Below are 20,756 nucleotides of genomic sequence, written 5' to 3'. Positions count from 1 at the left end.
TGCCCCGTAATGCCTTTTGATATTGGAATTGGAATATTGATTTCTATTTTAGCCTCTCATATTTATGAGATTGATTTGTCGTTGAAGTTGACGATCATGAGCGTGTTGGCTAACCTAATTCCCGATTTAGATGTTTTTGTTGAACTCGCCAAAAGGGGCAGGATTGGTGGCAGAGTTCAAGGTCATCATCGCGAACTAACCCATTTTCCTTTAACTTTTACTCCTTTGGTTTGGGCAGTTTATTATTTCTTTGGTCAATTTTGGGCTTTTATTATCGGCCTTAATTTATTAGCCCATTTTTTGCATGATAGTGTTGGCATGGGTTGGGGCATAAAATGGTGGTGGCCGTTTTCTAACAGAGCTTATAAGTTTTTTTCCGACATCAACGGCAGTTTATTCGGTCATAGTTTTATGGTCTCATGGTCGCCTAACGAACTTAGAAATGTTGTCAGTAGATATGGCCATGATCATTGGTTTAGAAAATATTATCTTAAACTTCATCCTATAGCTATTTTTGAATTTATTGTTCTTGTGTTGGCACTGGTGGTTTTGATATATTTTATATAATTTTCCAATCGCATCACTCCTCGCAGACGATATGGAGCCTCTTTATTTATAATTTAGTCTTCTCCATAATGCTGCTCGGAATGATGCGATTGTATTTAGTTTATGATTTATTTAGGAATTGATTATGGTGAAAAAAGAATAGGTTTAGCCAAGGGGGATAGTTTATTAAAAATAGCGACACCTTTAAAAACTATTTTAAATAGCGAAGGCGTTTTAAACGAACTCGCCGATATTGTTAATACGGAAGCTGTAGAAAAAATAATTGTCGGAATTCCTGTAAGTTTTAACGGCGAAGTAAATGAGTTTGCCCAAAAAATTATTGAATTTTCCGAAGATCTAGAAGCCCGCACCGATGTTTCGGTGGAAACTATTAACGAAATATTTTCTTCTAAAATGGCTGCGGAAAATTCTACAAAAATAGACGAATCGTCCGCCGCGCTTATTTTACAGACCTATCTTGACCGCATAGCGTAATTCTGGTATTTTAGTTCAAGCTTTGTACCTTTAAAAAGGAGGTTATTTATGCAACTTTCCGATAGGCAGCATGCTTGTGTTGGGATTTTGATTTGGGGTCTTACCTCGTTTTGGTTCTTTCACCAATTTCAAAACGGATTAGTAAGCTGGCTTTCTTTACATTTTGGATCTATTTTTTCCTTGGCTTATATTTTTATCACAGACTACGTAAAGTATAAGGATTACTACACAGGAGAAATTTCGTTGCAAAAAATGTTAACTATGGCTAACTAAATCAAAAAGGAGGCAAAAATGGATAAAGTTTCTTTTAAGTGTGCGGTTTGTGGCAATAGAGATTATGAATCTATAGGTCATTCACAAGATCTTATAACTGATGACACTTTCAACAAGTCGCCACTTTACATATGTACAAAGTGCTCTATTGTTTTTACAAACCCGGCTAAGTTCACTTTGGTTGTTGGTACAATGCCTCTTTCAGATAAACAAGAAGAAGAAATGAAAGCATGCATAGCAGAAGATGTCCGTGAAGAGATCCAATTAAGTTTGTTAGTACAACAAACAGAAAAGCCAAGCGAACATGAAGATGAGCTAGCTGAGTTGACGCAAGAGCTTAAGCTCGAATTGGGTAAGATCGAATAGTGGTGTTATGGCTCCGTACAAAAAACGGAGCCGTTTTTTTATGTCCCGTTAGAAATCGCGCCCGCCACGGGCGGGCTGTTTCTAACGGGATTTGCTATAATTGAATCAAAACAATATGGATCCATATATATCTATAATAATTCCCTCTTATAACGAAGAAAAAAGAATCGCTAAAACCCTCCAAAGAGTCAAGGAATATTTATCTGCTCAAGATTATACATATGAAGTTTTGGTTGTGGTAGATGGCGCCAAAGATACCACGGCCGAGGTAGCTCAAAAATTGGCCAAAGATTGGCCCCAGTTAAAAGTAATCAGTAATAAGCAAAACCACGGCAAAGGTTTTGTGGTTAAGCAAGGCATGCTAGAAGCCAAGGGTGAGTACAGGGTTTTTACCGATGCCGATAATTCTACAGATATCAAGCATCTAGAAAAAATGATTTCCAAATTCAAAGAGGGCTTCCATGTTGTTATTGGCTCGCGTGATTATAAAGATGCCATCGGGGCTACGCAAGCCATACCGCAACCAGCCTTTAAGCGTTTGCTGGGCAATATGGGCAATATTTTTATTCAGGTGGTGGCTGTTTTTGGCATCTGGGATACGCAGAATGGCTTTAAGGGTTTTTCGGCTGAAGCTGCTAATAAAATATTTTCTAAGGCAACCATAAATCGTTGGGGTTTTGATGTAGAGGTGTTGGCTCTGGCTAGAAAATTCAAGTATAAAATTAGCATCATTCCTATTTATTGGGAAAACGATGCCGAGAGCCATGTAAAGTTATCAGGTTATTTAGGCGTGTTACGTGATACTATAAAAGTAAGATTAAATTTGTGGAGGGGAAAATATAATTAAGTGGTCGCAGAATCATTTCTCGCTCCTGCAAGGAGGAGCACTTACATCCTCCCTCTTTATAAATAAATTGAACCTCCTTGAAATCGCTCGAAACGATTCTGTTCTATTTAGTCAAAAATGGAGAATAAAAAAGAAACTTCAGAACTTCGCCAAGATCCGGTCAGTCGCGATTGGATAATAATTTCTTCTGGCAGATCCAAAAGGCCGGATTTTTTTGGGTTGAACAAAAATTTCCACGAAGAAACCCTAATTAATCTTTGTCCCTTCGAAGACCCCAAAGCTCACGGCAACGAAATTATAAAAAATTACTCTTCTGGCATAAAAGTTGTTAATAATAAGTTCCCCATAATAAAAGGCGAGGCTTGTAATTCAGAAAAAAGATATGGCCCATATTTAATAAAAGATTCGGCGGGGTATCACGAAGTTGTAATTTTTAAAGATCATAAAAAAAGTATAGCGGAATTAGATAACGAAAATGTTTGGCAAATTGTTTCGGCTTATCACGATAGATACAATAATCTTAAAAATAAAGAATGCGCTAATTATATTTTAATAATACATAATCACGGCCGTGAGGCTGGCGCCTCGGTGTCGCACCCGCATTCTCAAATATTGGCCATACCTTTTATACCATCGGATATTAGCCGAAGTTTATCGGGTTCGGCTATATATAAAATAGAAAGAAAACGCTGTGTCCATTGCGATATTATAGAATGGGAGCTTAAAGAACAGAAAAGAGTAATATTCGAAAACGATAATTTTGTGGTTCTAGTGCCTTACGTGCCAAGATTTTCTTACGAAATAAGAATTTTTCCTAAAAAACATCAAGTTTTTTTTGAAGAAGCAAATACTTTAGAATTAAAAGATTTGGCCGAAGCTTTAAAAGTTTCTTTAGCCAAAATTTTTCATGGTTTAAATAATCCCTCGTATAACTTTTTTATACATACTCCGCCCACCGATGCCGAACACGATTACAGTTTTTACCATTGGCATTTAGAAATAAACCCCAGAGTAGGTGTTTGGGGCGGTTTTGAATTAGGTACGGGTGGTGAAGTTATAAATACTGATCCCGACGAAGTGGCCGAGTATTTGAGAAGTATAAAAATTTAAGTGTTTATTGGCGTAAATATATCACCCCTCGCAGACGACATGGAGCCTCTTTATTTATATAAATAGTCTTCTCCATGATGCTACTCGGGATGATATATTTATTAATATATGAAGCTAATCGTAGGTAATTGGAAATTAAATCCAACCACTTTAAACGAAGCCATCACTTTGGCTGCTGGTTTGGTGCATTCAATGAAAGTGGAGGAATTTGAAAGGGTTGTTCTTTTGCCGCCATTTATTTTTTTAGAAGAATTGGTAAAACGTTTTAAGCACTTTAAATGGGGCGCCCAAGATGTTTTTTGGGAAAAAAGAGGGGCTTATACCGGCGAGGTTTCTTTGCCCATGCTAAAAGGCGTTGGAGTGGCATGGGTTTTGGTGGGTCATTCCGAGCGCCGTTTAATTTTTGGTGAAACCGACGAAGACATTAACAGAAAAATGAAAGCAGCTTTAGCAGCCGATTTTAATGTAATAGTTGCGGTGGGTGAACTTCAGAAAGATGATCGCTTGGATGAAGTTATAAAAAGTTTTAAAAAAAGTATTACAGGCGCCGACAAATCAAACTTAGAAAAATTAATTGTAGCTTACGAGCCCGTGTGGGCTATAAGTACCACACCCAACGCTAAGCCCGATAACCCAGCGCGCTCAAATCAAATAATAGGCGAACTCAAGCACGTGGCCTTTAAGATATTTGGCGAAGATTCTAAAAAGATAAAATTTTTATATGGCGGTTCTGTTAATGCCGAAAATGCAAGTAAGTTTTTAAGTGAACCATATATTGACGGTGCTTTGGTGGGAGGAACTTCTTTAAAAAGTAGTGAATTTTATGAAATAATAAAAAAATCATAACCAATGTTGCCTAGTTTAAAAAAAATAACCGATCTAAATGGAAAAAAAGTTATTTTAAGAGCCGACATTAATGTGCCTGTTGTTGACGGCGAAGTCGCAGTGGGGGCGGATTGGCGAATTCGCGCGATTTTGCCGACCCTAAATTATCTTTCGGACGCTGGAGCTAAAATAATATTGATTGCCCACTTGGGCCGACCCCAAGGACGAGACATGCATTTTAGCTTATACCCAGTTTTTTGCAGGTTAAAAGAGCTTTGGTCTAAGGACAAAATATTTTTTAGTACAGATGTTATTGGCCAAGAAACGGAAAATAAAATATCGCGCCTTAAAGCAGGCGAGGTTTTGTTGTTGGAAAATTTAAGGTTTCATCCCGAAGAAGAAGCTAACGAGGAAAATTTTTCTAAAAAATTGGCAAGTTACGGCGATATTTTTGTTAACGATGCCTTTGCGGATTCCCATCGCGCCCATGCTTCTATGGTGGGGCTGCCTAAATTTTTAAAATCTTACGCCGGTTTTCTTTTAGAGAAAGAAGTTTCTATGTTGGGTCTGGTTCGAGCTAAACCGCGCCAGCCTTTGGTTTTTATAATGGGCGGAGCTAAAGCCGATACAAAGTTAAAATTGATTAAGGAATTTTTAAATAAATCCGAAGCAATTTTGCTTGGCGGTATTTTAGCTAACACTATCCTTAACGCTAAAGGTTTAAGCGTGGGCAAATCTTTAGTAGAAGAAAAGTTATTAACCGAAGCCAAAAGAATTAGTTCTGTTTCCAATAATTTATTTTTACCAGCAGATGTTTGTGTTACAGAATCTTTAGCCAGAGCTAAGAATGTAGCTGTAAGAAAGATAAAAGATGTTAAACCCGAAGAATTTGTGGTTGATATTGGGCCAGAAACAATTTTTTCTTTTAAAGAAATAATTAAAACAGCTAAAATGATTGTTTGGAACGGTCCGGTAGGCTATATTGAACTGTCCGATTTTAGAAAGGGTTCGTTGGAAATAGCTAAAGCCGTAGCCGAAAACCAAGGCGAAAAAATAATAGGCGGGGGAGATTTAATTGGTTTTTTGGCTGAACAAAACTTAATTGAAAAAATGACGTATGTTTCTACTGGCGGTGGGGCAATGTTAGAATTTTTGGCGGGGGATGAACTGCCGGGTATAAAAGTGTTAGAATCACAGAATAAATAAAATTGGTATGAAATATAAATGGATTTTTAGTGATCAGGCCAGGCCTGATTTTTTAGCTAAGTTTTCGGAGTATCCGGCTATGGTCAGTCAAATGCTGTTTGAGCGCGGTTTGAATACGCTAGAAAAAATAGAAAGTTTTTTTAATCCAAAATATGATGGCGGTTTGCATGATCCTTTTTTGCTTAAAGATATGGATAAGGCTTGTGAGAGAATCAGGCGGGCAATAAATGGTAACCCTGCTTCGCACAAGGCTTCGCAGGGCAAGGAAAAAATAGTTATCTACGCTGATTACGATGTAGATGGCGTCTGTTCAGCCACGGTTTTAGGCGAATATTTTAAAGGCATAAATTATCCAGTAGAGGTGTATATGCCCGATCGGCAAAAAGAAGGGCACGGGGTTAATCAAACTGCTTTAGAATCAATAATTTCAAATGGGGCTAAGCTTATAATAACTTTAGATTGCGGTACCACCAATATTAAAGAAATAGAGTGGGCGAAAGAGAAAGGTGTGGATGTGATTGTGGTAGATCACCATCAAACCGTGGCAGGAAACCCAGCAACAGTGGCTTTTGTAAATCCTTATCAAGAAAGCGATACATATCCGTTTAAGGGTTTGTGTGGGGCGGGTTTAGTGTTCAAGCTCTATTGTGCTTTGATGTCAACTCAAGGTAGCCCTCCTACGCATAAAGCTTCGGAGGGTAAAGAAAAATGGCTTTTAGATTTAGTGGCTATGGCTACAGTGGCCGATATGGTGTCGCTTTTAGATGAAAATAGGGTTATGGTCAAATATGGTTTAATTGTTCTGGCTCAAACCAAAAGAATTGGCCTAAGAAAATTAATGGAGTCAGCCGGAGTTGAGGCTAAATATAACTTAGAAACCCTTACTACTAATTTAGATAGCTTTACTTTAGGTTTTACTTTAGGCCCGCGCCTTAACGCGGCCAGCCGTATGGCTCACGCTAATTTAGCCTACGAACTTTTAACTAGTAGCGACGAATCTAAAATAAATGAATTGGTTTTATCGCTCAACGATAATAACCGTAGGCGCCAGCAGATAGTAGAGAAAGTTTTAAAAGATGTCCGTTCGCGGATAGACGCTTATCCAGAATTACCCAGTTTTATTATGGAAGGTTCGGCCGATTGGTCGGTCAACCTTTTGGGTTTGGTGGCTTCTAAAATTGCTGAACGCTATCAACGGCCGGTAATTCTTTATCAAAGTGTTGACGAGACTAAAGCCAAGGGATCACTTCGTAGTATAGAGGGATTTAATTTAATAGACGCTTTAGGTTCGGTTAAAGATTTATTTATACAGTATGGCGGGCATCCTGCGGCCGGTGGTTGCACTTTTGAAGTTTCTAATGCAGAAAAAATAAAATTGGGTTTAAATAAATACGCTAAAAATGTTTTAACTTCAGAGTTATTGCAGAAAAAATTAAAAATTAGCGCAGAAATAAACTTGGGCGAAATTGATTGGGGTTTGATGGATTCACTTAAAAAGTTTGAACCGTTTGGCATGAATAATTTTAAGCCAAAATTTTTAAGTAAGAATATTGAAGTCAAAAAACTTGTTTTCTTAGGGAAGAATTCCGAGCATTTGAAAATTTTCGCCCATGATAAAAAAACAAGTAAAGAATTTCCAGTTTTATTTTTTAATCATCGCGTCAAACGCGACACAGCTGGGCTTGCTGAAGATTTTAAAATCGGCGACACTTTAGATATTGTTTATGAGTTGGATATTAACGAATGGAACGGTAATAAAGAGATACAATTAAAGCTTATTGATTACAACAAGCAGAATTAATTTTATGAAATCTAATAAAGTAATTGTTTATACAGATGGAGGTTCTAGGGGTAACCCCGGCCCATCGGCGGTGGGTGTGGTGGTTTGTGACGAATCTGGTAAAAGAATAAAAGAATATAATCAGGTTCTGGATGACTCTACCAATAACGAAGCAGAATATGAAGCTGTGATTTTCGCGCTTAAAAAACTAAAACAGCTTTTTGGTAAAAACGGCACAAAAAACTTAAATATAGAATTTAGAATGGATAGTCAGCTTATTGCTTTGCAATTAGGTGGGGAATATAAAGTTAACGAAGAAAGAATGCAAGCGCTTTTTATGAAAGTTTGGAATTTAAAGTTTGATTTCGGAAAACTATCTTTTAAATCTATTCCCCGCGAACAGAACAAACGCGCCGATGAATTGGTTAACGAGGCCTTAGATGGTAAGGGGAAAAACGCTAGCTTGTTATAATTGACTTTTATCTTTTTTAATATTATCATGTCTATTGTCAAGAAAGTGAGATAATCGCCCCGAGAGTAATCGAGGGGAGGAAAGTCCGAACACCTGCCAACTTTATTTATGAGCTTAGCGAATAAATATAAAGTTGAGCATCCACCATAGCTTTAGCGACGGTGGAGCCCTACTTCGCTCTAACAAGCTTCGCAGGGTGCTCAATTTAATAGCTTCGTAAACTCAGATTAAATTGGCAAAACAAGTGGTTGCGAAATGCAACCGGGAGCAGATCTAATGAAAATTAGGTTCAAGCCCAGGGAAAGTGTCCTTTATTGGATATAGGTTCATTGATGACAGCTGATTCCGTGAGCCTATGCAACAGAGACTATACTAAGCTCAATGCAAATTGAGTCTAAAGGTGAAAAGTGTCGCGTCAAACGCGATTCTATTTAGTAGCAATACTAGGTAGTTGTAAACCCCACTTGGTGCAAGACCGTGTCCTTAGTAATCTAAATTATTAAGGAAGAGTCGCCAGAGGTTGTTAGCAATAACAATCCCAGACAGATGATTATCTCCAATTTTTTCTGTGAGCGTAGCGAACAGATAAAAAATTGAGATCCGCCGTAGCTTTAGCAAAGGCGGACTACCCTACTTCGCCCTAACGGGCTTCGCAGGGTTCTCAATTTTGTAATTTCGCTATTGCTCAAACAAAATTGGAACAGAATTCGGCTTACGGCTTTCTTGACCCACGCAAAACGTGGCATAACAATACCCAGCTTTCTAGGCAAGCTGGGTATTGTTTTTATTAAGGCGTTACTGATAAACTTAAGACGTATTTCTTTTATTTTCCTTACTAAATGAGCTCGGATTTTGTTTTTATAGACCCTAATAAAATTCCTCCACGCCGATCGGTTAAACCAGCTAAGTCGGGCCGTTTTAAAGTTAAAAAATTATCGGCTAAAGTTTGGGAAAAAAATTACGAAGAAGATATTGAATTTCAGGATGAAGTTCCGGAATTTAACTTATTAGATGGTGTTTTGCCAGAAAATAATAATACGGTTCAAGCAGGCTACATAGATTCTTTAAGTCAGGCTATTTTTATGCCAGAAAGGGTTAGTTTTGGCGTGGTCAATAATTTTGTTGTGCCTCAACAGTTTATAAAACATGAAGCCAAAACAAGAGAAGATGTCCGCCAAGAGCTTTTAGCAGAGATAGAAAGTATTTATGCCAAAGATGAGGAACTTGCCAAAAGGATAAACGAATTATCTGCCACTTCGCGTGCAATGCCGATGCAGTTGGTTAGTGCCTCGTTACTAGATGAAGATATAGATGACAAGGGCAATTTAAAAATTCACATTGCTCCTAGACAAAATTTTTATAAAAATTTTGGCGAAAAAACCGCCGCCGAAAGCGGTGAGCCTGTTATTAAAAAAGAATTAGCCGAACGTTATAGAGCCGAAAGTGATTGGTTCCAAGTTAGTTTAACCGCGCCCTCTAGAGTTTCGGATCTTAAAAGATATTACGAAAATAAAAACAGGCGCAATTTTAATACTCAAGCCTTAAAATCGGAATTACCTAAAAAAGACAGTAGTTTTAATTTAAAATCTGCTATAGGATATACATCGGTATTTTTGGTTCCAATGGCGCTGGTTTATCTTTTTGTTTCTGGGCAATTTTCTGTTTCTAGTTTTGCTTCAGGTGGTGGAGATTTTGTAAAAACCGCTTTAGGCGGGGTTAACTCAAAATTATTAAGTACCTCTAGTTTTACGTTGGTTAATTCTAAAGAAAGCGAAATATTTCCCCAACTGACAGATTTCAATTCCCAAATCAAAGAAGCGGGTCTAGGCCGAGAGTTAAACGATAATATTGAGAATTTTTTACAAAAGAATGCAAACTTTTCATGGTTTAATATTTTTAAAAATAAGCCTATCGGTAACGTTTTTTCTATAATAGAAATAGAAAGTTTGGCCAAAGTTAAGAATGCTTTAAACACGCTAAGCGCTAACAACAAAAGTTTAGTTAGGTTAAGTGTAGAATTTTCTAATTACACTTCTATAATGTCTTTTTGGAACCAGGTTTTATTACCAGATAAAAATTATTTAATAGTAGTTTTAAATTCTGAGCGTTCTTGGCCGGGTGGGGGCGAGCCCAAAAATTATGTTGTTGTTAGTACCACCAAAGAAGGTTTAGAGACAGTATCGTCGGGTAAATTTTCCGAACTAGACGCCGCCTTCAGTTTAAAAGTGGTGCCGCCCGACCCAATCAAGATAACCAGTACTTCTTGGCTGCCCTCACAATCTTTTTGGTTTATGGACTTTAGGGAGTCAGCTAAAACAGTTACAAATTTTTTTGAAAATACATCGGGTAAAAGAATCGATGGTGTAATCGCGGTAAATGAAAATTTTTTAAAAGACTTAAGTTTTAAAGAAAGTTTAACCCTAGATACTTCTTTGCCTAGCTGGTTTTATGGTTTTTATGACGCCTTGGGCCGCAAGCCGGCTGGCCGCTGGGCATTTTTAGCTAGTATTTTAAACGAAGGTTTAAGTTCTCACGAAGTTCAATTTTATTTTAAAGATCCAGTTTTAGAAAAATTTGTGGAAGGTTCAGGCTGGTCAACTAAAACAGGTGATACTATTGGAAAAGACTCGTTAGGGGTTTCCTGGGCTAGCCTAAAGGGCGGGTCTTTGAATTTAGAATTGTCTGAATATCGCGCCCAAATATTTCAAGACGGTTCGGTTATGGCCAGGCTTAATTTAATGGTTCGTCAAAATATAGGGGATGAATCTTTAAATTATTTAAAGGTTTATTTGCCCAAGGGTTTCCAAGTTTTAAAAGCCGAAGGATTTTCGGCCAAAGAAAAAATTCCAGAATTTAGTTATGCTACTCAAGGTTTTTCTTCGGATAAAAGAATTGGTTTGTTTACAGCTTCTAAAATTGGCAATATAGATATTTTTGACGAAGGCGATAGCGGAATTATTGGCGGCTGGCTTCAATTAAAAAGAAATGAAAGGAAAACAATCAGTTTAGAATATATTTCTGCTGTAAAAATTTCGCGCGCCGAAGGCGCAAACAGTTATGCTTTAAAAATTATTCGACCAAGCCAAAAAGAAAATACGCCTTTTCGATATATAATTACCCCACAAGAAGGTGTAAAAATAACCTCGCTTGAACCTAACGGTTTTGTCAGCGAAAACATGGGCGAATACCAAGGCAATCTTTCGCAAGATTTAAATTTAATCTCATCGTTTTTGTTTAAAAAATAAGGTTTTAATAAAAATACCAAACAAATGACTTTATTGGTGTTTTTTATTTGTAATCTCTATTTATGTTAATATCTAAATACTCATACAAAATATGACTTTAAACGGATTTAACGGCTTTTTAGGCCAAAAAACTAAGGGAGTTTTGGTGGCGGCCAGCATACTGGCTTTAGCTGGTCTTTTGAGCCGTTTGCTAGGCTTTGCCAGAAACGCCCTGCTAGCCTATTATTTTGGCGCGGGCGATGTTTTGGATGCTTACTTTTTAGCTTTTAGACTACCCGATTTCTTTTTCAATCTTTTATTTTTTGGAGCTTTTACCGCGGGTTTTGTGCCGGTGTTTATAAAAATTAAAAATGAAAATTCAAAGCGCGCTTGGAAACTGGCGAGCGATATTTTAAGTATTACACTTTTAATTTTTGCTGTTTTTGGCGCTTTGTTTTTTTTAGCGGCGCCGTGGATTTTAAAATTAATTGCGCCGGGTTTTGAAGGCGAAAAATTAAATTTGGCTATAAAATTAAGCCGAGTAATGTTTTTGCAACCAATGTTTTTGGGTGTTTCGGTTGTGTTTTCGGGTATACTGCAATCCACTCACAGATTTTTAGCTTATGCTCTTGCCCCAATTTTTTATAACATCGGCATAATAATTGGCATTTTATTTTTTGCTCAAAAATTTGGGCCAATTGGTTTAGCTTGGGGCGTGGTTTTAGGCGCGGTGTTGCATATGTTGGTGCAGTATCCGGCGGCTAAGCATAGTGGCTTTAATTACCAGCCAGCCTTTTCTTTTAAAGAAAACTCTATAAAAGATATTTTTCATATAATTATTCCACGTTCTTTAAGTTTAATTTTAGCCCAGCTCAATTTAGTTATATTAGCCGGTGTGGCTTCATTTTTAGGTTCGGGGCGAGTTTCTATATTTAACTTTGCTAACGATTTAAATGGCTTAATTTTAGGTGTGGTAGCAGTGCCACTTGGCGTGGCGGTTTTTCCAGTTTTTTCTAGCGAAATATCTAAAAAAAGATTTAAAGAATTTTCGGCTATTTTTATAAGAACATTGCGCCAGCTTTTGTTTATAATAATGCCTTTAGCCGCTTTATTTTTTGTTTTGCGCGCTCAAATAGTCCGCTTAACTTTAGGTTATGGCAAGTTTGATTGGGTAGATACTGTTTTAACCATAGAAACTCTGGGTTTATTTTTAATAGGTTTAGTTTTTCAGGGAATCCTCGCTATTGTGCTTAGGGCATTTTTTGCTTTGGAAGATGCTAAAACAACTTTTTGGGTTTTGTTATTTGGCGTTTTAATAAGTGTGGCTCTAGCCTTATTTTTAGGGCCAGTTATGGATGTTTCGGCTCTGGCTTTGGCTATGAGCGTGGCTACTATATTTAATACGGTGGTTTTGTTTTTTATTTTAACTAAAAAAATAAAAGATATTTCTTTGAGAGTGCTGGTGCGTCCAGTTTCTATTTTTATATTCGGCGCTGTGGCGGCGGCTTTGGCTAGCCACTACACGCTTTATTTTATAGATAGATTTATAGATACGCATAAAGTTTTGCATTTAATTATTCAAGCAGGCTTAGCAGGCTTAGCGGGTTTAATAGCGTACGTTTTAATTTTGGGTTTTTCCGGCATAGAGGAGTATAAGTTTATTGTTGAAAAAATTAAATCTAGCAAAAAAATTATTTTGCCCAATCTAGACGAAGAAACACACCAGAGCTGAAATTTTCAATTTTCAATTCTCCCTACTTCGCTAAAGCTTCGCAGGGCAGGCAATTTTCAAAATGAGTACAACTCAAAATATTAGAAATTTTTCAATAATAGCCCACATAGACCATGGTAAGTCTACGCTAGCCGACAGGCTTTTAGAATTAACTAAAACTGTAGAGGCGCGCCAAATGCATTCACAGTATTTAGATATGATGGATTTGGAAAGAGAAAGAGGGATAACCATTAAAATGCAACCTGTCCGCATGCTCTATGAATCGCGGATAAACGCAGATGATGACGCCGATAAACGCGGATTAATTTATGAAGATCTTACTTATAAAATAAGAGGAGTAATTTTTAATGTTTATAATAAACTCGGTCATGCTTTTAAAGAAAGTGTTTATCAATCAGCATTAGTTGAGGAATTTACTAAGATTGGTTTATCCTTTGAAAAGGAGAAAATAATTGATATTCTCTACGAAAATAAAAAAGTAGGTGTATACAGACCTGACTTTGTTATAGAAAATAAAATAATAATAGAGACAAAAGCATTGCCGTTTATTGGTAAATTAGAAAGACAACAAATTTGGCAATATCTTAAAGGTTCTCAATATCGCTTGGCTCTATTAGTTAATTTTGGAGGCAAGGAACTTTATATAGATCGGATTGTTTTTGATTCTATCCGCGATAATCCGCATTTAGATCAGCGTAAATCAGCGTTTATCTTAAATCTGATAGACACGCCGGGGCACGTGGATTTTTCTTATGAAGTTTCTCGCTCGCTTGCTGCAGTAGAAGGCGTTATTTTACTGGTTGATGGTACTAAGGGTATTCAAGCGCAGACTTTGGCGCATCTGCACCAAGCTCAAAAACAAAACAAAATTATAATCACTGCGGTAAATAAAATAGATTTGCCCAATGCTCGGCCCGAAGAAATAGAAGCAGAATTAAAAAATCTTTTAGGCCAAGATGTGGAAATCTTTAAAATATCGGCGAAAGACGGCACTAACGTAGATAAGCTTTTAGATGCTGTTATAGAAAGGATTCCGTCACCGGAGAAGAAGGACCGCCCTTCCGGGAAGGGCGGTCCTTCCGAAGATTCGCCCGAGATATCTCGCGCGCTCATTTTTGATTCCACTTATGATTCTTATAAAGGAGTTTTGGCATATGTGCGTGTTTTTAACGGAAGTTTTAAGGCGGGGCAGAAAATAAAATTAATAGCTCAAAACAAAGAAGCGGAAATTATGGAAGTGGGGTATTTCAAACCCCAGCTTTCGGTTCAAAAAGAAATTAAAGAAGGAGAAATAGGTTTTATGGCGACAGGCTTAAAAGATCCATCTCTTATAAGAGTGGGAGATACGATGATTACAATCGCAGATCAACGCATAGATCAGCGTCAATCCGCGTCCTTGGCCATGCCAGGATATCAAGAACCGTCGCCAGTTGTTTTTGCTAGTTTGTTTCCAAAGGATGGTGCAGAATTTGCTAACTTAAAAGATGCTTTATTAAAACTTAAACTTTCGGATGCGGCTTTAACTTTTGAATTAGATTCACAAGAAGTTTTGGGCCGAGGTTTTAGATGTGGATTTTTGGGATCGCTTCATATGGAAATAGTTTTGGAAAGGCTAGAGCGTGAATATAATTTATCTTTAATAACAACTACGCCTTCGGTAAGTTACGAAATAATATTAAAGGATGGGACAACTCAGAATATTTTCTCGGCTGCCGATTTACCTACAGCCGACAGATATTTAGAAATCCGTGAACCTTGGGTTTTGTTAACCGTGCTTTCGCCTTCAAAATATATTGGAGGAATTTTAGAACTTTTAGCTCATCGCCGAGGTATTTCTAAACATACCGAATATATTTCGGAAGACAGGGTAGAAATTTTTTACGAAATACCACTAGCCGAAATTATTGTAGATTTTCACGATAAACTAAAAAGTGTTTCTTCGGGTTATGCTTCGTTAAGTTACGAATTTTTAGAATTAAAAAAAGGAGATTTAATCAAACTAGATATTTTGGTGGCCGGTGAACTTGTGGATGCCTTAAGCCGTATTGTGCCGCGTGGAGAGTCGCAAGAAGAGGGTAAAAGAATTGTAGAACGCTTAAAAGAACTTTTACCAAGACAGTGGTTCGAAGTAATGCTTCAAGCGGCTATTGGTGGAAAAATAATTGCCCGCGAAAATATTGCGGCTTTAAAGAAGGATGTAACCAGCCATATGTATGGAGGTGATATTACACGCAAAATGAAGCTTAGAGAAAAGCAAAAAAAGGGTAAAAAGAAAATGAAAGAAAGGGGCAGGGTAGATATTCCAAACTCTGTGTTTTTTGAACTTCTAAAAAGATAATTACTCTCGCTAATATAGCTAATTAAAACTAATATACGAATAAAAACAAAAGTCAGACCTCGGAGAAGTTTTTAAGGTTTATCAATCTCCGCATTTTCAAGCTCGAGCTTGAAAATGCGGAAAAAGGGGAGAAAATGGCTTAAATACTAGCTTTTTGTATAATATTGACGAATTTTTAGTGTTGGCACTTGACAGGGTTTGTGGGTATGCTATACTGGAAACATCATTGATCGTTAGTGGTTTCCTCCCCGAGGATCCCTAACTGATCATAGCTCTTTCACAGACGGCATAAAAAACCGTCAAAAACAAAGAAAGAAGGTGAATCATGAAGATTCGCGGAGCGCTGTTCGGGTTCAGCCTGGACTACTATTCCAAATTCGCCCTCATCTCCCTGGTCCGCCAGGTCACCAACGACCTCGCCGCCAACACCGCCGGCGTCGGCCACACTCGCCTAGTGTAGGCCGTCACCACGGTCCGAGCGTCTAACGCACTTCGGAAAATCCGAAGATGGCGAAAAATAAGATGCTCTTGTCGAACGCCCCCCTGTTTCATACGAAAGAAATGGGAGGTACAAATGCCGAGCAGGCGCTTTTATCTAGCAGACGCTAGATAGGTGAAGACTGCTACGAGCCCTACTGTTTTCCGGTCTATGATGAATTTGCCGCTCGGCTCGCAATTACAATGCCTCGGCAAATCGCTTAGATTGAAGCAAAACAGATAGGTTTCTCACAGATCTTCGCCGAGTGTCATCGTACCAAAAAGAATGGCGGAGGTGCTGCACTGATGCGCTATAGCCTAGTTGCCAGGACCGCGCGGCCCGCACTAGGATAGGTGCTATGCACCTCCGCCTCTTTTCTTTGTTAAGTAACAAAAGTGAGCAGTCAAAGGACAAACAACGTCCTTACTGCTCCCCCCGACACTACGGTGTCGGGGATTTTTTTATTTTGAATATCAACACCAGACACGCAGTCTTTACAAACACTTAATAATATATTACACTTTGCTCTTTGGCGTCGCAGTTCTTTAATCATATAAAAGGGGAGGAACAAAGTTGAGAGCTTCAGAAGAAATTATATATCGCCAAGCCTTAGAATCAGCTGGCCAAGTAACTCTTTTGGGCGCGCCCGAAAAGTTGGAAGAGTTAGCTTTTCCTTTTTGGCAAAAAGCAGTTCACGAGGTACTTATTTCGGTCGGATGCCAATGCGCTTATCACGGCAATTGCTTTCTTGATCTAAATCCGGAAAAACAGATCATATTGCATTCTGGTGGTGAGTTTAGCTTTGAGGGTTTCCTGCATATTCTTACGGAAACTCGAAATCTATTTCTAGCTGAAGCTACAATGGTTTCCGCCCGAGCCTAAGTATAAGTTCGCGCAAAAACAAAGCGTCACGGTCTAAAGATCGGGCGCTTTTATATTTGGAAAATAAAAATGTATGAGTTTATTGGGATTCTAAACTATTAGTTTCTTTTTCAAAAACTTTTATAATCGGGTCCATATTGCCGTCTAGAACTTTAGCTATTTGGCTCCAACTTTTTTTAATTCTATGGTCGGTGATTCTATCTTGGGGAAAGTTGTAAGTTCTAATTTTTTCCGATCTGTCGGCCGTACCTATTTGGGTTTTGCGTTCGCTTTGCATTTTTAAACCCTCGGTTTTTTCTCTTTCTTCTAAAACCTTGCTTCTTAAAATAGACATCGCGGCCTGTTTGTTGGCTTCTTGGCCGCGCTCGGTTTGAGCAGTTACCACGGTGCCGGTTGGAATATGAACTATCCTTACTGCAGTTTCACGCTTGTTTACGTTTTGGCCACCAGGGCCAGAGGAACGGAAAAATTCTATGCGTAAATCGCCAGAATTAATTTGTACATCTTTTTCGCTGGCTTTTTTAAGCACCGCTACCGAAACAGTGGAGGTGTGAACTCTGCCACTTTTTTCTGTTCTTGGAACACGCTGAACACGGTGTACGCCAGCTTCTTGTTTGTAAAAATCATATGCTCCTTGGCCAGATATTTCAAAAGAAATATCTTTTATGCCACCAATAGATGTTACAGAGGAATCCAAAACGGTTAGCGCTAAGCCTTTTTTAGCGGCATAATTTTTATACATTTTAAAAAGTTCGCCACTAAAAATAGCAGCTTCGTTGCCACCGGCGCCCGGCCTGATTTCGATAATTACGGAAGAGGATTCCATGAGTATTCGCCAATATACTAATCTATGCCAATATGGCTAATAGAAATTAATTCGTATATTAGTTTAGATTAGTTATATTAGCGAGAGTAGTTATTTCTTGCTAGTCTTTCGATCTTTTTTAACAGCAGGAACAATGGCTTTTTTAGAAAGTCTGGTTCTAAACTTTTCAACACGACCAGCCGAGTCTACTAAATTTTCTTTGCCGGTATAAAAAGGATGGCAAGAATTGCAAACTTCAACCTCGATATGTTCTTTGGTTGAGCCTACAGTATAGGTACTACCGCAAGCGCATTTTACCTTGGCGGTAGTAAAGTATTTAGGATGGATGTCTGTTTTCATACTAAGATAGGGTAGCAGATTGGCGGGGTTTTGACAACAGACGTTCTTTTTGTTAATGTTGTTTTGCTAACAATGATTACGGCTCAAGAACTAATGCAGGCTGGTGCTCATATTGGGCATAAGAAGTCTAAATGGAACCCTAAGATGGCTCCATTTGTTTTTGGCGTGCGTAATAGCTTACATATTATAGATGTTACTAAAACAGCTGAAAAGCTTGACGAAGCTATCAAATTTTTAATTGAAACTGTTAAAAGCGGTGGGACAATTTTGTTTGTAGGCGCTAGAATTCAAACCAAAGAAATGATTACCGAAATAGCTAAGGAATTAAATATGCCTTATGTTTCGGGCAGATGGATTGGCGGTTTATATACCAACTATAAAGTTATTAAAGAAAGATTAAAGTATTTTAGAGATTTAGAAGAAAAGATAAAAAATAACGATTTAGGTGGATATACCAAGAAAGAAAGATTAAATTTTGAACGCCATTTAGTAAAAATGGAAAAAGAAATGGGCGGAATCAAAAATTTACAAACCCTACCTCAAGTAATATTTATTACCGATGCTAATGCCGAAGAGGATGCAATTTTAGAGGCTAAAAAAATGGGTGCCAAGGTTGTGGGTATAGTTGATACCAGCGCCGACCCTTCTAAAATAGACTATCCCATACCAGCTAATAACGACTCTCTGTCGTCTTTAGGTTTGATACTTGGTACAATAAAACAGGAACTAAAAATTTTAACCAAGTAGCTGGTTAGCTTTCTAGGATGTTAGCTTGCTAGTTTCCTAAAAAGCTAAGAGCTAAAAAGCTAGTTATCATGATAGACAGTTCTCAAGTAAAAAAATTACGCGATGTTACTGGTGCCTCTATGATGGATTGTAAAAGAGCCTTAGAAAGCGCTGGGGGCGATATGGATAAAGCTCAAGGCTTTTTAAAAGAACAGGGCGTAAAAATTGCGGAAAAAAAATCTGCTAGAAACACTAGTGCAGGTTTAGTTGAACCATACATTCATACCGACGGCCAAAGCGGCGTTTTGGTGGAAGTTTTGTGTGAGACAGATTTTGTGGCGCGAAACCCAATTTTTAAAGAGTTGGCTCACGATATTGCTATGCAGATTATGGCGATGGATCCGCAAACAAACGAAGAACTTCTGGCTTCTCAATTCATCAAAAACCCAGAATTAACTGTGGCAGCCCATCTTCATTCTAAAATAGCTGTGATTGGAGAAAATATTAAAATTAGCCGGTTTTCTAGGTTTCAGATCTAGCTTTCTAGCTTTTTAGGATATTAGCTTTCTAGGAAGCTAAAAAACTAAGAAGCTAATTACTTTCATGTTTATTATATTGATTCCCTCACTATTAGCAATTACGGGTATAACCTTAGCGAGCCGAGTGGTTTATAAAAAAATACCCAAAGAGATTTCGGAGCTGGATAAGGCTACAGCTAACGTGGATTTTGGCCCAGCTTTTTATGAAAAAGCTTTGGACTCTTTTTCTTTGAAATCAAAACAGGTGGCCTTAAGCGCATTTACAAAATTAGTTTATAAACTTAAAATAACTTCTTTAAAAACAGACAATTTTTTCTCTAGATTGCTTAACGAAATCAAGCATCATAAAACAAATATACAAGAATCGTCTGTGGCCTCTACGATTCCAAAAGAAGAATCTAATATTTTGGCAGACAGAACTTTTAAAGTTCAACTAACTTCAATCGGCGATACAGAAGGCATTATAAGCATAAGAAAATCAGAGCCCCCTTTTGGTGTTAAAAAGGCAGAGCCCAAAATAGAACCTTTATCGGCTTTTGAAAAACAAGAAGAACAACTTATTAGCCAGCTTTCTTATAATGCTAAAGATGTTTCGGCTTATAAACGCTTAGGCTGGTTATATTTGGAAAATAATAAACCGATTGAGGCAAGGCAAGCTTTTAAAACAGCGGTTAAATTGGGTTCTAAAGATAAAATTATCGTAACTAAACTTTTAGAGATGGGTGGAGTGGTTCATAAAGAAGGCACTGGTTTACATAAGCCTATACAAGAAACAAAACCTGTTTTGGCCAGTGCGCCAATCCATGAGGTTAGAATGTCTAAACAAAAAACTAGAAAATTGAAGGTGAAGAAAATTTAGTTTGATAAGTCTCCAGAGCTTTGATACTATGTCAAGATGGGGGTTTGTTGTGCCTGGATAGCTCCCTCCTACGTTCCTCACAAGTTCGGAACTTCGGAAGGGCTAGCAGTGGTTAAACGCCTTTGCTCGCTCTTCCGTAGCTCCGATGTGGATCGGAGCGAAGAAGAGCCTGGATAGCTCAGTTGGCAGAGCACGTCATTGGTAATGACGAGGTCGCCGGTTCAATCCCGGCTCCAGGCTCAGTTATGGTTGTGAACGAATTTTAGATAATATGCGCGGCGGTGGTAGAGTGGTCAATTACAAGAGACTGTAAATCTCTCGGCTTTATGCCTACGCAGGTTCGAATCCTGCCCGCCGCACCAGAACAGAACTCAACGATTTTTTTGAAGCAGAAATGCGGGACGCGCGAAGCGCGTCCCAAGGATTCCCGCCGAATTCCCCCAACGAATTCAGAATTTTTGGCGCGCTTGCGCGCACTGTTTTTTCGCCAAGAAGCAGGTGCGAGCCAAAGATTTCTTTGGCACAGACCTTTTTCGCAAAAAGGTCTGAATCAGAAGCAATTTTGTCCAATGATTGTGCGTCTTTTAGCCAGTTTTGGAAAGGTGCGAGCCAATCATTCTGCTTGTGTGAAAGAGAGGTCATTTCTTCTTGGAGCGACTTCTTCTCCAACAACAATTTTGTTTTTTGTGAGGTATAGTCCACTTGGTCAATAACTTGGTCTAAATATCCAGTAAGAAGTCGCTCTAATTTTTGTGAAATGACCGATAATCTTGTTTCCTTCTCTTTCACACAAGCAGTCAAAGACGGGGCGGAATTTTTGTAGTCTTGCAAAGCAAGACGATTCAATTCCTCCGCCCAGTCTTTGGGCAAAGAAACTTTTTGAATTAAGGATG

General features: G+C 38.2%; 21 protein-coding genes and 2 tRNA genes. 20 read left to right on the top strand and 3 right to left on the bottom strand.

Annotation, left to right across the window (positions count from 1 at the left end):
• Window positions 1-9: 9 nt before the first annotated feature.
• From Q8Q95_01195 to Q8Q95_01125, 15 genes are all read left to right on the top strand, one after another.
• Window positions 10-567, top strand: a complete 558-nt coding sequence (locus Q8Q95_01195) for a metal-dependent hydrolase (protein ID MDP3764216.1) — start codon at window positions 10-12, stop codon at window positions 565-567.
• Window positions 568-669: 102 nt separating this feature from the next.
• Window positions 670-1,041: a Holliday junction resolvase RuvX gene (gene ruvX / locus Q8Q95_01190; GenBank protein ID MDP3764215.1), complete on the top strand. Its 372-nt coding sequence runs from the start codon at window positions 670-672 to the stop codon at window positions 1,039-1,041.
• Window positions 1,042-1,089: 48 nt separating this feature from the next.
• The gene (locus Q8Q95_01185; protein ID MDP3764214.1) at window positions 1,090-1,314 is read left to right on the top strand and encodes a hypothetical protein; all 225 of its coding nucleotides are present in this window, start codon (window positions 1,090-1,092) and stop codon (window positions 1,312-1,314) included.
• Between the two features lie 18 nt (window positions 1,315-1,332).
• Window positions 1,333-1,680 (top strand): hypothetical protein, encoded by a 348-nt coding sequence (locus tag Q8Q95_01180; protein MDP3764213.1) that lies wholly within the window; start codon window positions 1,333-1,335, stop codon window positions 1,678-1,680.
• Between the two features lie 115 nt (window positions 1,681-1,795).
• The gene (locus tag Q8Q95_01175; protein ID MDP3764212.1) at window positions 1,796-2,527 is read left to right on the top strand and encodes a glycosyltransferase family 2 protein; all 732 of its coding nucleotides are present in this window, start codon (window positions 1,796-1,798) and stop codon (window positions 2,525-2,527) included.
• A gap of 117 nt (window positions 2,528-2,644) precedes the next feature.
• Window positions 2,645-3,637: a galactose-1-phosphate uridylyltransferase gene (gene galT / locus Q8Q95_01170; protein MDP3764211.1), complete on the top strand. Its 993-nt coding sequence runs from the start codon at window positions 2,645-2,647 to the stop codon at window positions 3,635-3,637.
• A 108-nt stretch (window positions 3,638-3,745) separates the two neighbouring features.
• The gene (gene tpiA, locus Q8Q95_01165) at window positions 3,746-4,483 is read left to right on the top strand and encodes a triose-phosphate isomerase (protein ID MDP3764210.1); all 738 of its coding nucleotides are present in this window, start codon (window positions 3,746-3,748) and stop codon (window positions 4,481-4,483) included.
• Window positions 4,484-4,486: 3 nt separating this feature from the next.
• Window positions 4,487-5,668, top strand: a complete 1,182-nt coding sequence (locus Q8Q95_01160; protein ID MDP3764209.1) for a phosphoglycerate kinase — start codon at window positions 4,487-4,489, stop codon at window positions 5,666-5,668.
• Between the two features lie 7 nt (window positions 5,669-5,675).
• A complete protein-coding gene (gene recJ / locus Q8Q95_01155; protein ID MDP3764208.1) occupies window positions 5,676-7,469 on the top strand; it encodes a single-stranded-DNA-specific exonuclease RecJ in 1,794 nt (597 codons plus the stop codon).
• Window positions 7,470-7,473: 4 nt separating this feature from the next.
• Window positions 7,474-7,920 (top strand): ribonuclease HI family protein, encoded by a 447-nt coding sequence (locus Q8Q95_01150; protein ID MDP3764207.1) that lies wholly within the window; start codon window positions 7,474-7,476, stop codon window positions 7,918-7,920.
• Window positions 7,921-8,759: 839 nt separating this feature from the next.
• The gene (locus tag Q8Q95_01145; protein ID MDP3764206.1) at window positions 8,760-11,165 is read left to right on the top strand and encodes a DUF4012 domain-containing protein; all 2,406 of its coding nucleotides are present in this window, start codon (window positions 8,760-8,762) and stop codon (window positions 11,163-11,165) included.
• 91 nt (window positions 11,166-11,256) lie between these two features.
• Window positions 11,257-12,876 carry a murein biosynthesis integral membrane protein MurJ gene (murJ, locus tag Q8Q95_01140; GenBank protein MDP3764205.1) on the top strand — a complete coding sequence of 540 codons (1,620 nt, stop codon included), beginning with the start codon at window positions 11,257-11,259 and terminating at the stop codon, window positions 12,874-12,876.
• A 61-nt stretch (window positions 12,877-12,937) separates the two neighbouring features.
• The gene (gene lepA, locus Q8Q95_01135) at window positions 12,938-15,214 is read left to right on the top strand and encodes a translation elongation factor 4 (GenBank protein ID MDP3764204.1); all 2,277 of its coding nucleotides are present in this window, start codon (window positions 12,938-12,940) and stop codon (window positions 15,212-15,214) included.
• Window positions 15,215-15,539: 325 nt separating this feature from the next.
• A complete protein-coding gene (locus Q8Q95_01130; protein MDP3764203.1) occupies window positions 15,540-15,674 on the top strand; it encodes a hypothetical protein in 135 nt (44 codons plus the stop codon).
• Between the two features lie 591 nt (window positions 15,675-16,265).
• A complete protein-coding gene (locus Q8Q95_01125; GenBank protein ID MDP3764202.1) occupies window positions 16,266-16,574 on the top strand; it encodes a hypothetical protein in 309 nt (102 codons plus the stop codon).
• A gap of 79 nt (window positions 16,575-16,653) precedes the next feature.
• Here Q8Q95_01125 and Q8Q95_01120 read toward each other — a convergent pair whose 3' ends face one another.
• Window positions 16,654-17,400 carry a PCRF domain-containing protein gene (locus Q8Q95_01120; protein MDP3764201.1) on the bottom strand — a complete coding sequence of 249 codons (747 nt, stop codon included), beginning with the start codon at window positions 17,398-17,400 and terminating at the stop codon, window positions 16,654-16,656.
• A 90-nt stretch (window positions 17,401-17,490) separates the two neighbouring features.
• The gene (rpmE, locus tag Q8Q95_01115; GenBank protein MDP3764200.1) at window positions 17,491-17,739 is read right to left on the bottom strand and encodes a 50S ribosomal protein L31; all 249 of its coding nucleotides are present in this window, start codon (window positions 17,737-17,739) and stop codon (window positions 17,491-17,493) included.
• Window positions 17,740-17,769: 30 nt separating this feature from the next.
• Between rpmE and rpsB the strand changes: the two genes are divergently transcribed.
• From rpsB to Q8Q95_01090, 5 genes are all read left to right on the top strand, one after another.
• The gene (gene rpsB / locus Q8Q95_01110) at window positions 17,770-18,486 is read left to right on the top strand and encodes a 30S ribosomal protein S2 (GenBank protein ID MDP3764199.1); all 717 of its coding nucleotides are present in this window, start codon (window positions 17,770-17,772) and stop codon (window positions 18,484-18,486) included.
• Between the two features lie 68 nt (window positions 18,487-18,554).
• Complete coding sequence (gene tsf / locus Q8Q95_01105; GenBank protein MDP3764198.1) at window positions 18,555-19,004, top strand: translation elongation factor Ts; 450 nt, start codon at window positions 18,555-18,557, stop codon at window positions 19,002-19,004.
• Between the two features lie 64 nt (window positions 19,005-19,068).
• On the top strand, window positions 19,069-19,863 hold the full coding sequence (locus Q8Q95_01100) for a tetratricopeptide repeat protein (protein MDP3764197.1): 795 nt from the start codon (window positions 19,069-19,071) through the stop codon (window positions 19,861-19,863).
• 167 nt (window positions 19,864-20,030) lie between these two features.
• Window positions 20,031-20,103: transfer RNA gene (locus tag Q8Q95_01095), tRNA-Thr, on the top strand.
• Between the two features lie 35 nt (window positions 20,104-20,138).
• A tRNA-Tyr gene (locus Q8Q95_01090) sits at window positions 20,139-20,225 on the top strand.
• Here Q8Q95_01090 and Q8Q95_01085 read toward each other — a convergent pair.
• Window positions 20,194-20,756: hypothetical protein (locus Q8Q95_01085; protein ID MDP3764196.1), on the bottom strand; the 563-nt coding region annotated here is incomplete at its 5' end. The genes Q8Q95_01090 and Q8Q95_01085 overlap by 32 nt on opposite strands.

Source organism: bacterium, from assembly GCA_030697795.1.
Taxonomy (GTDB): Bacteria; Patescibacteriota; Minisyncoccia; order JACQLN01; family JACQLN01; genus JACQLN01.
This window is presented reverse-complemented; position numbering and strand designations above follow the sequence as displayed.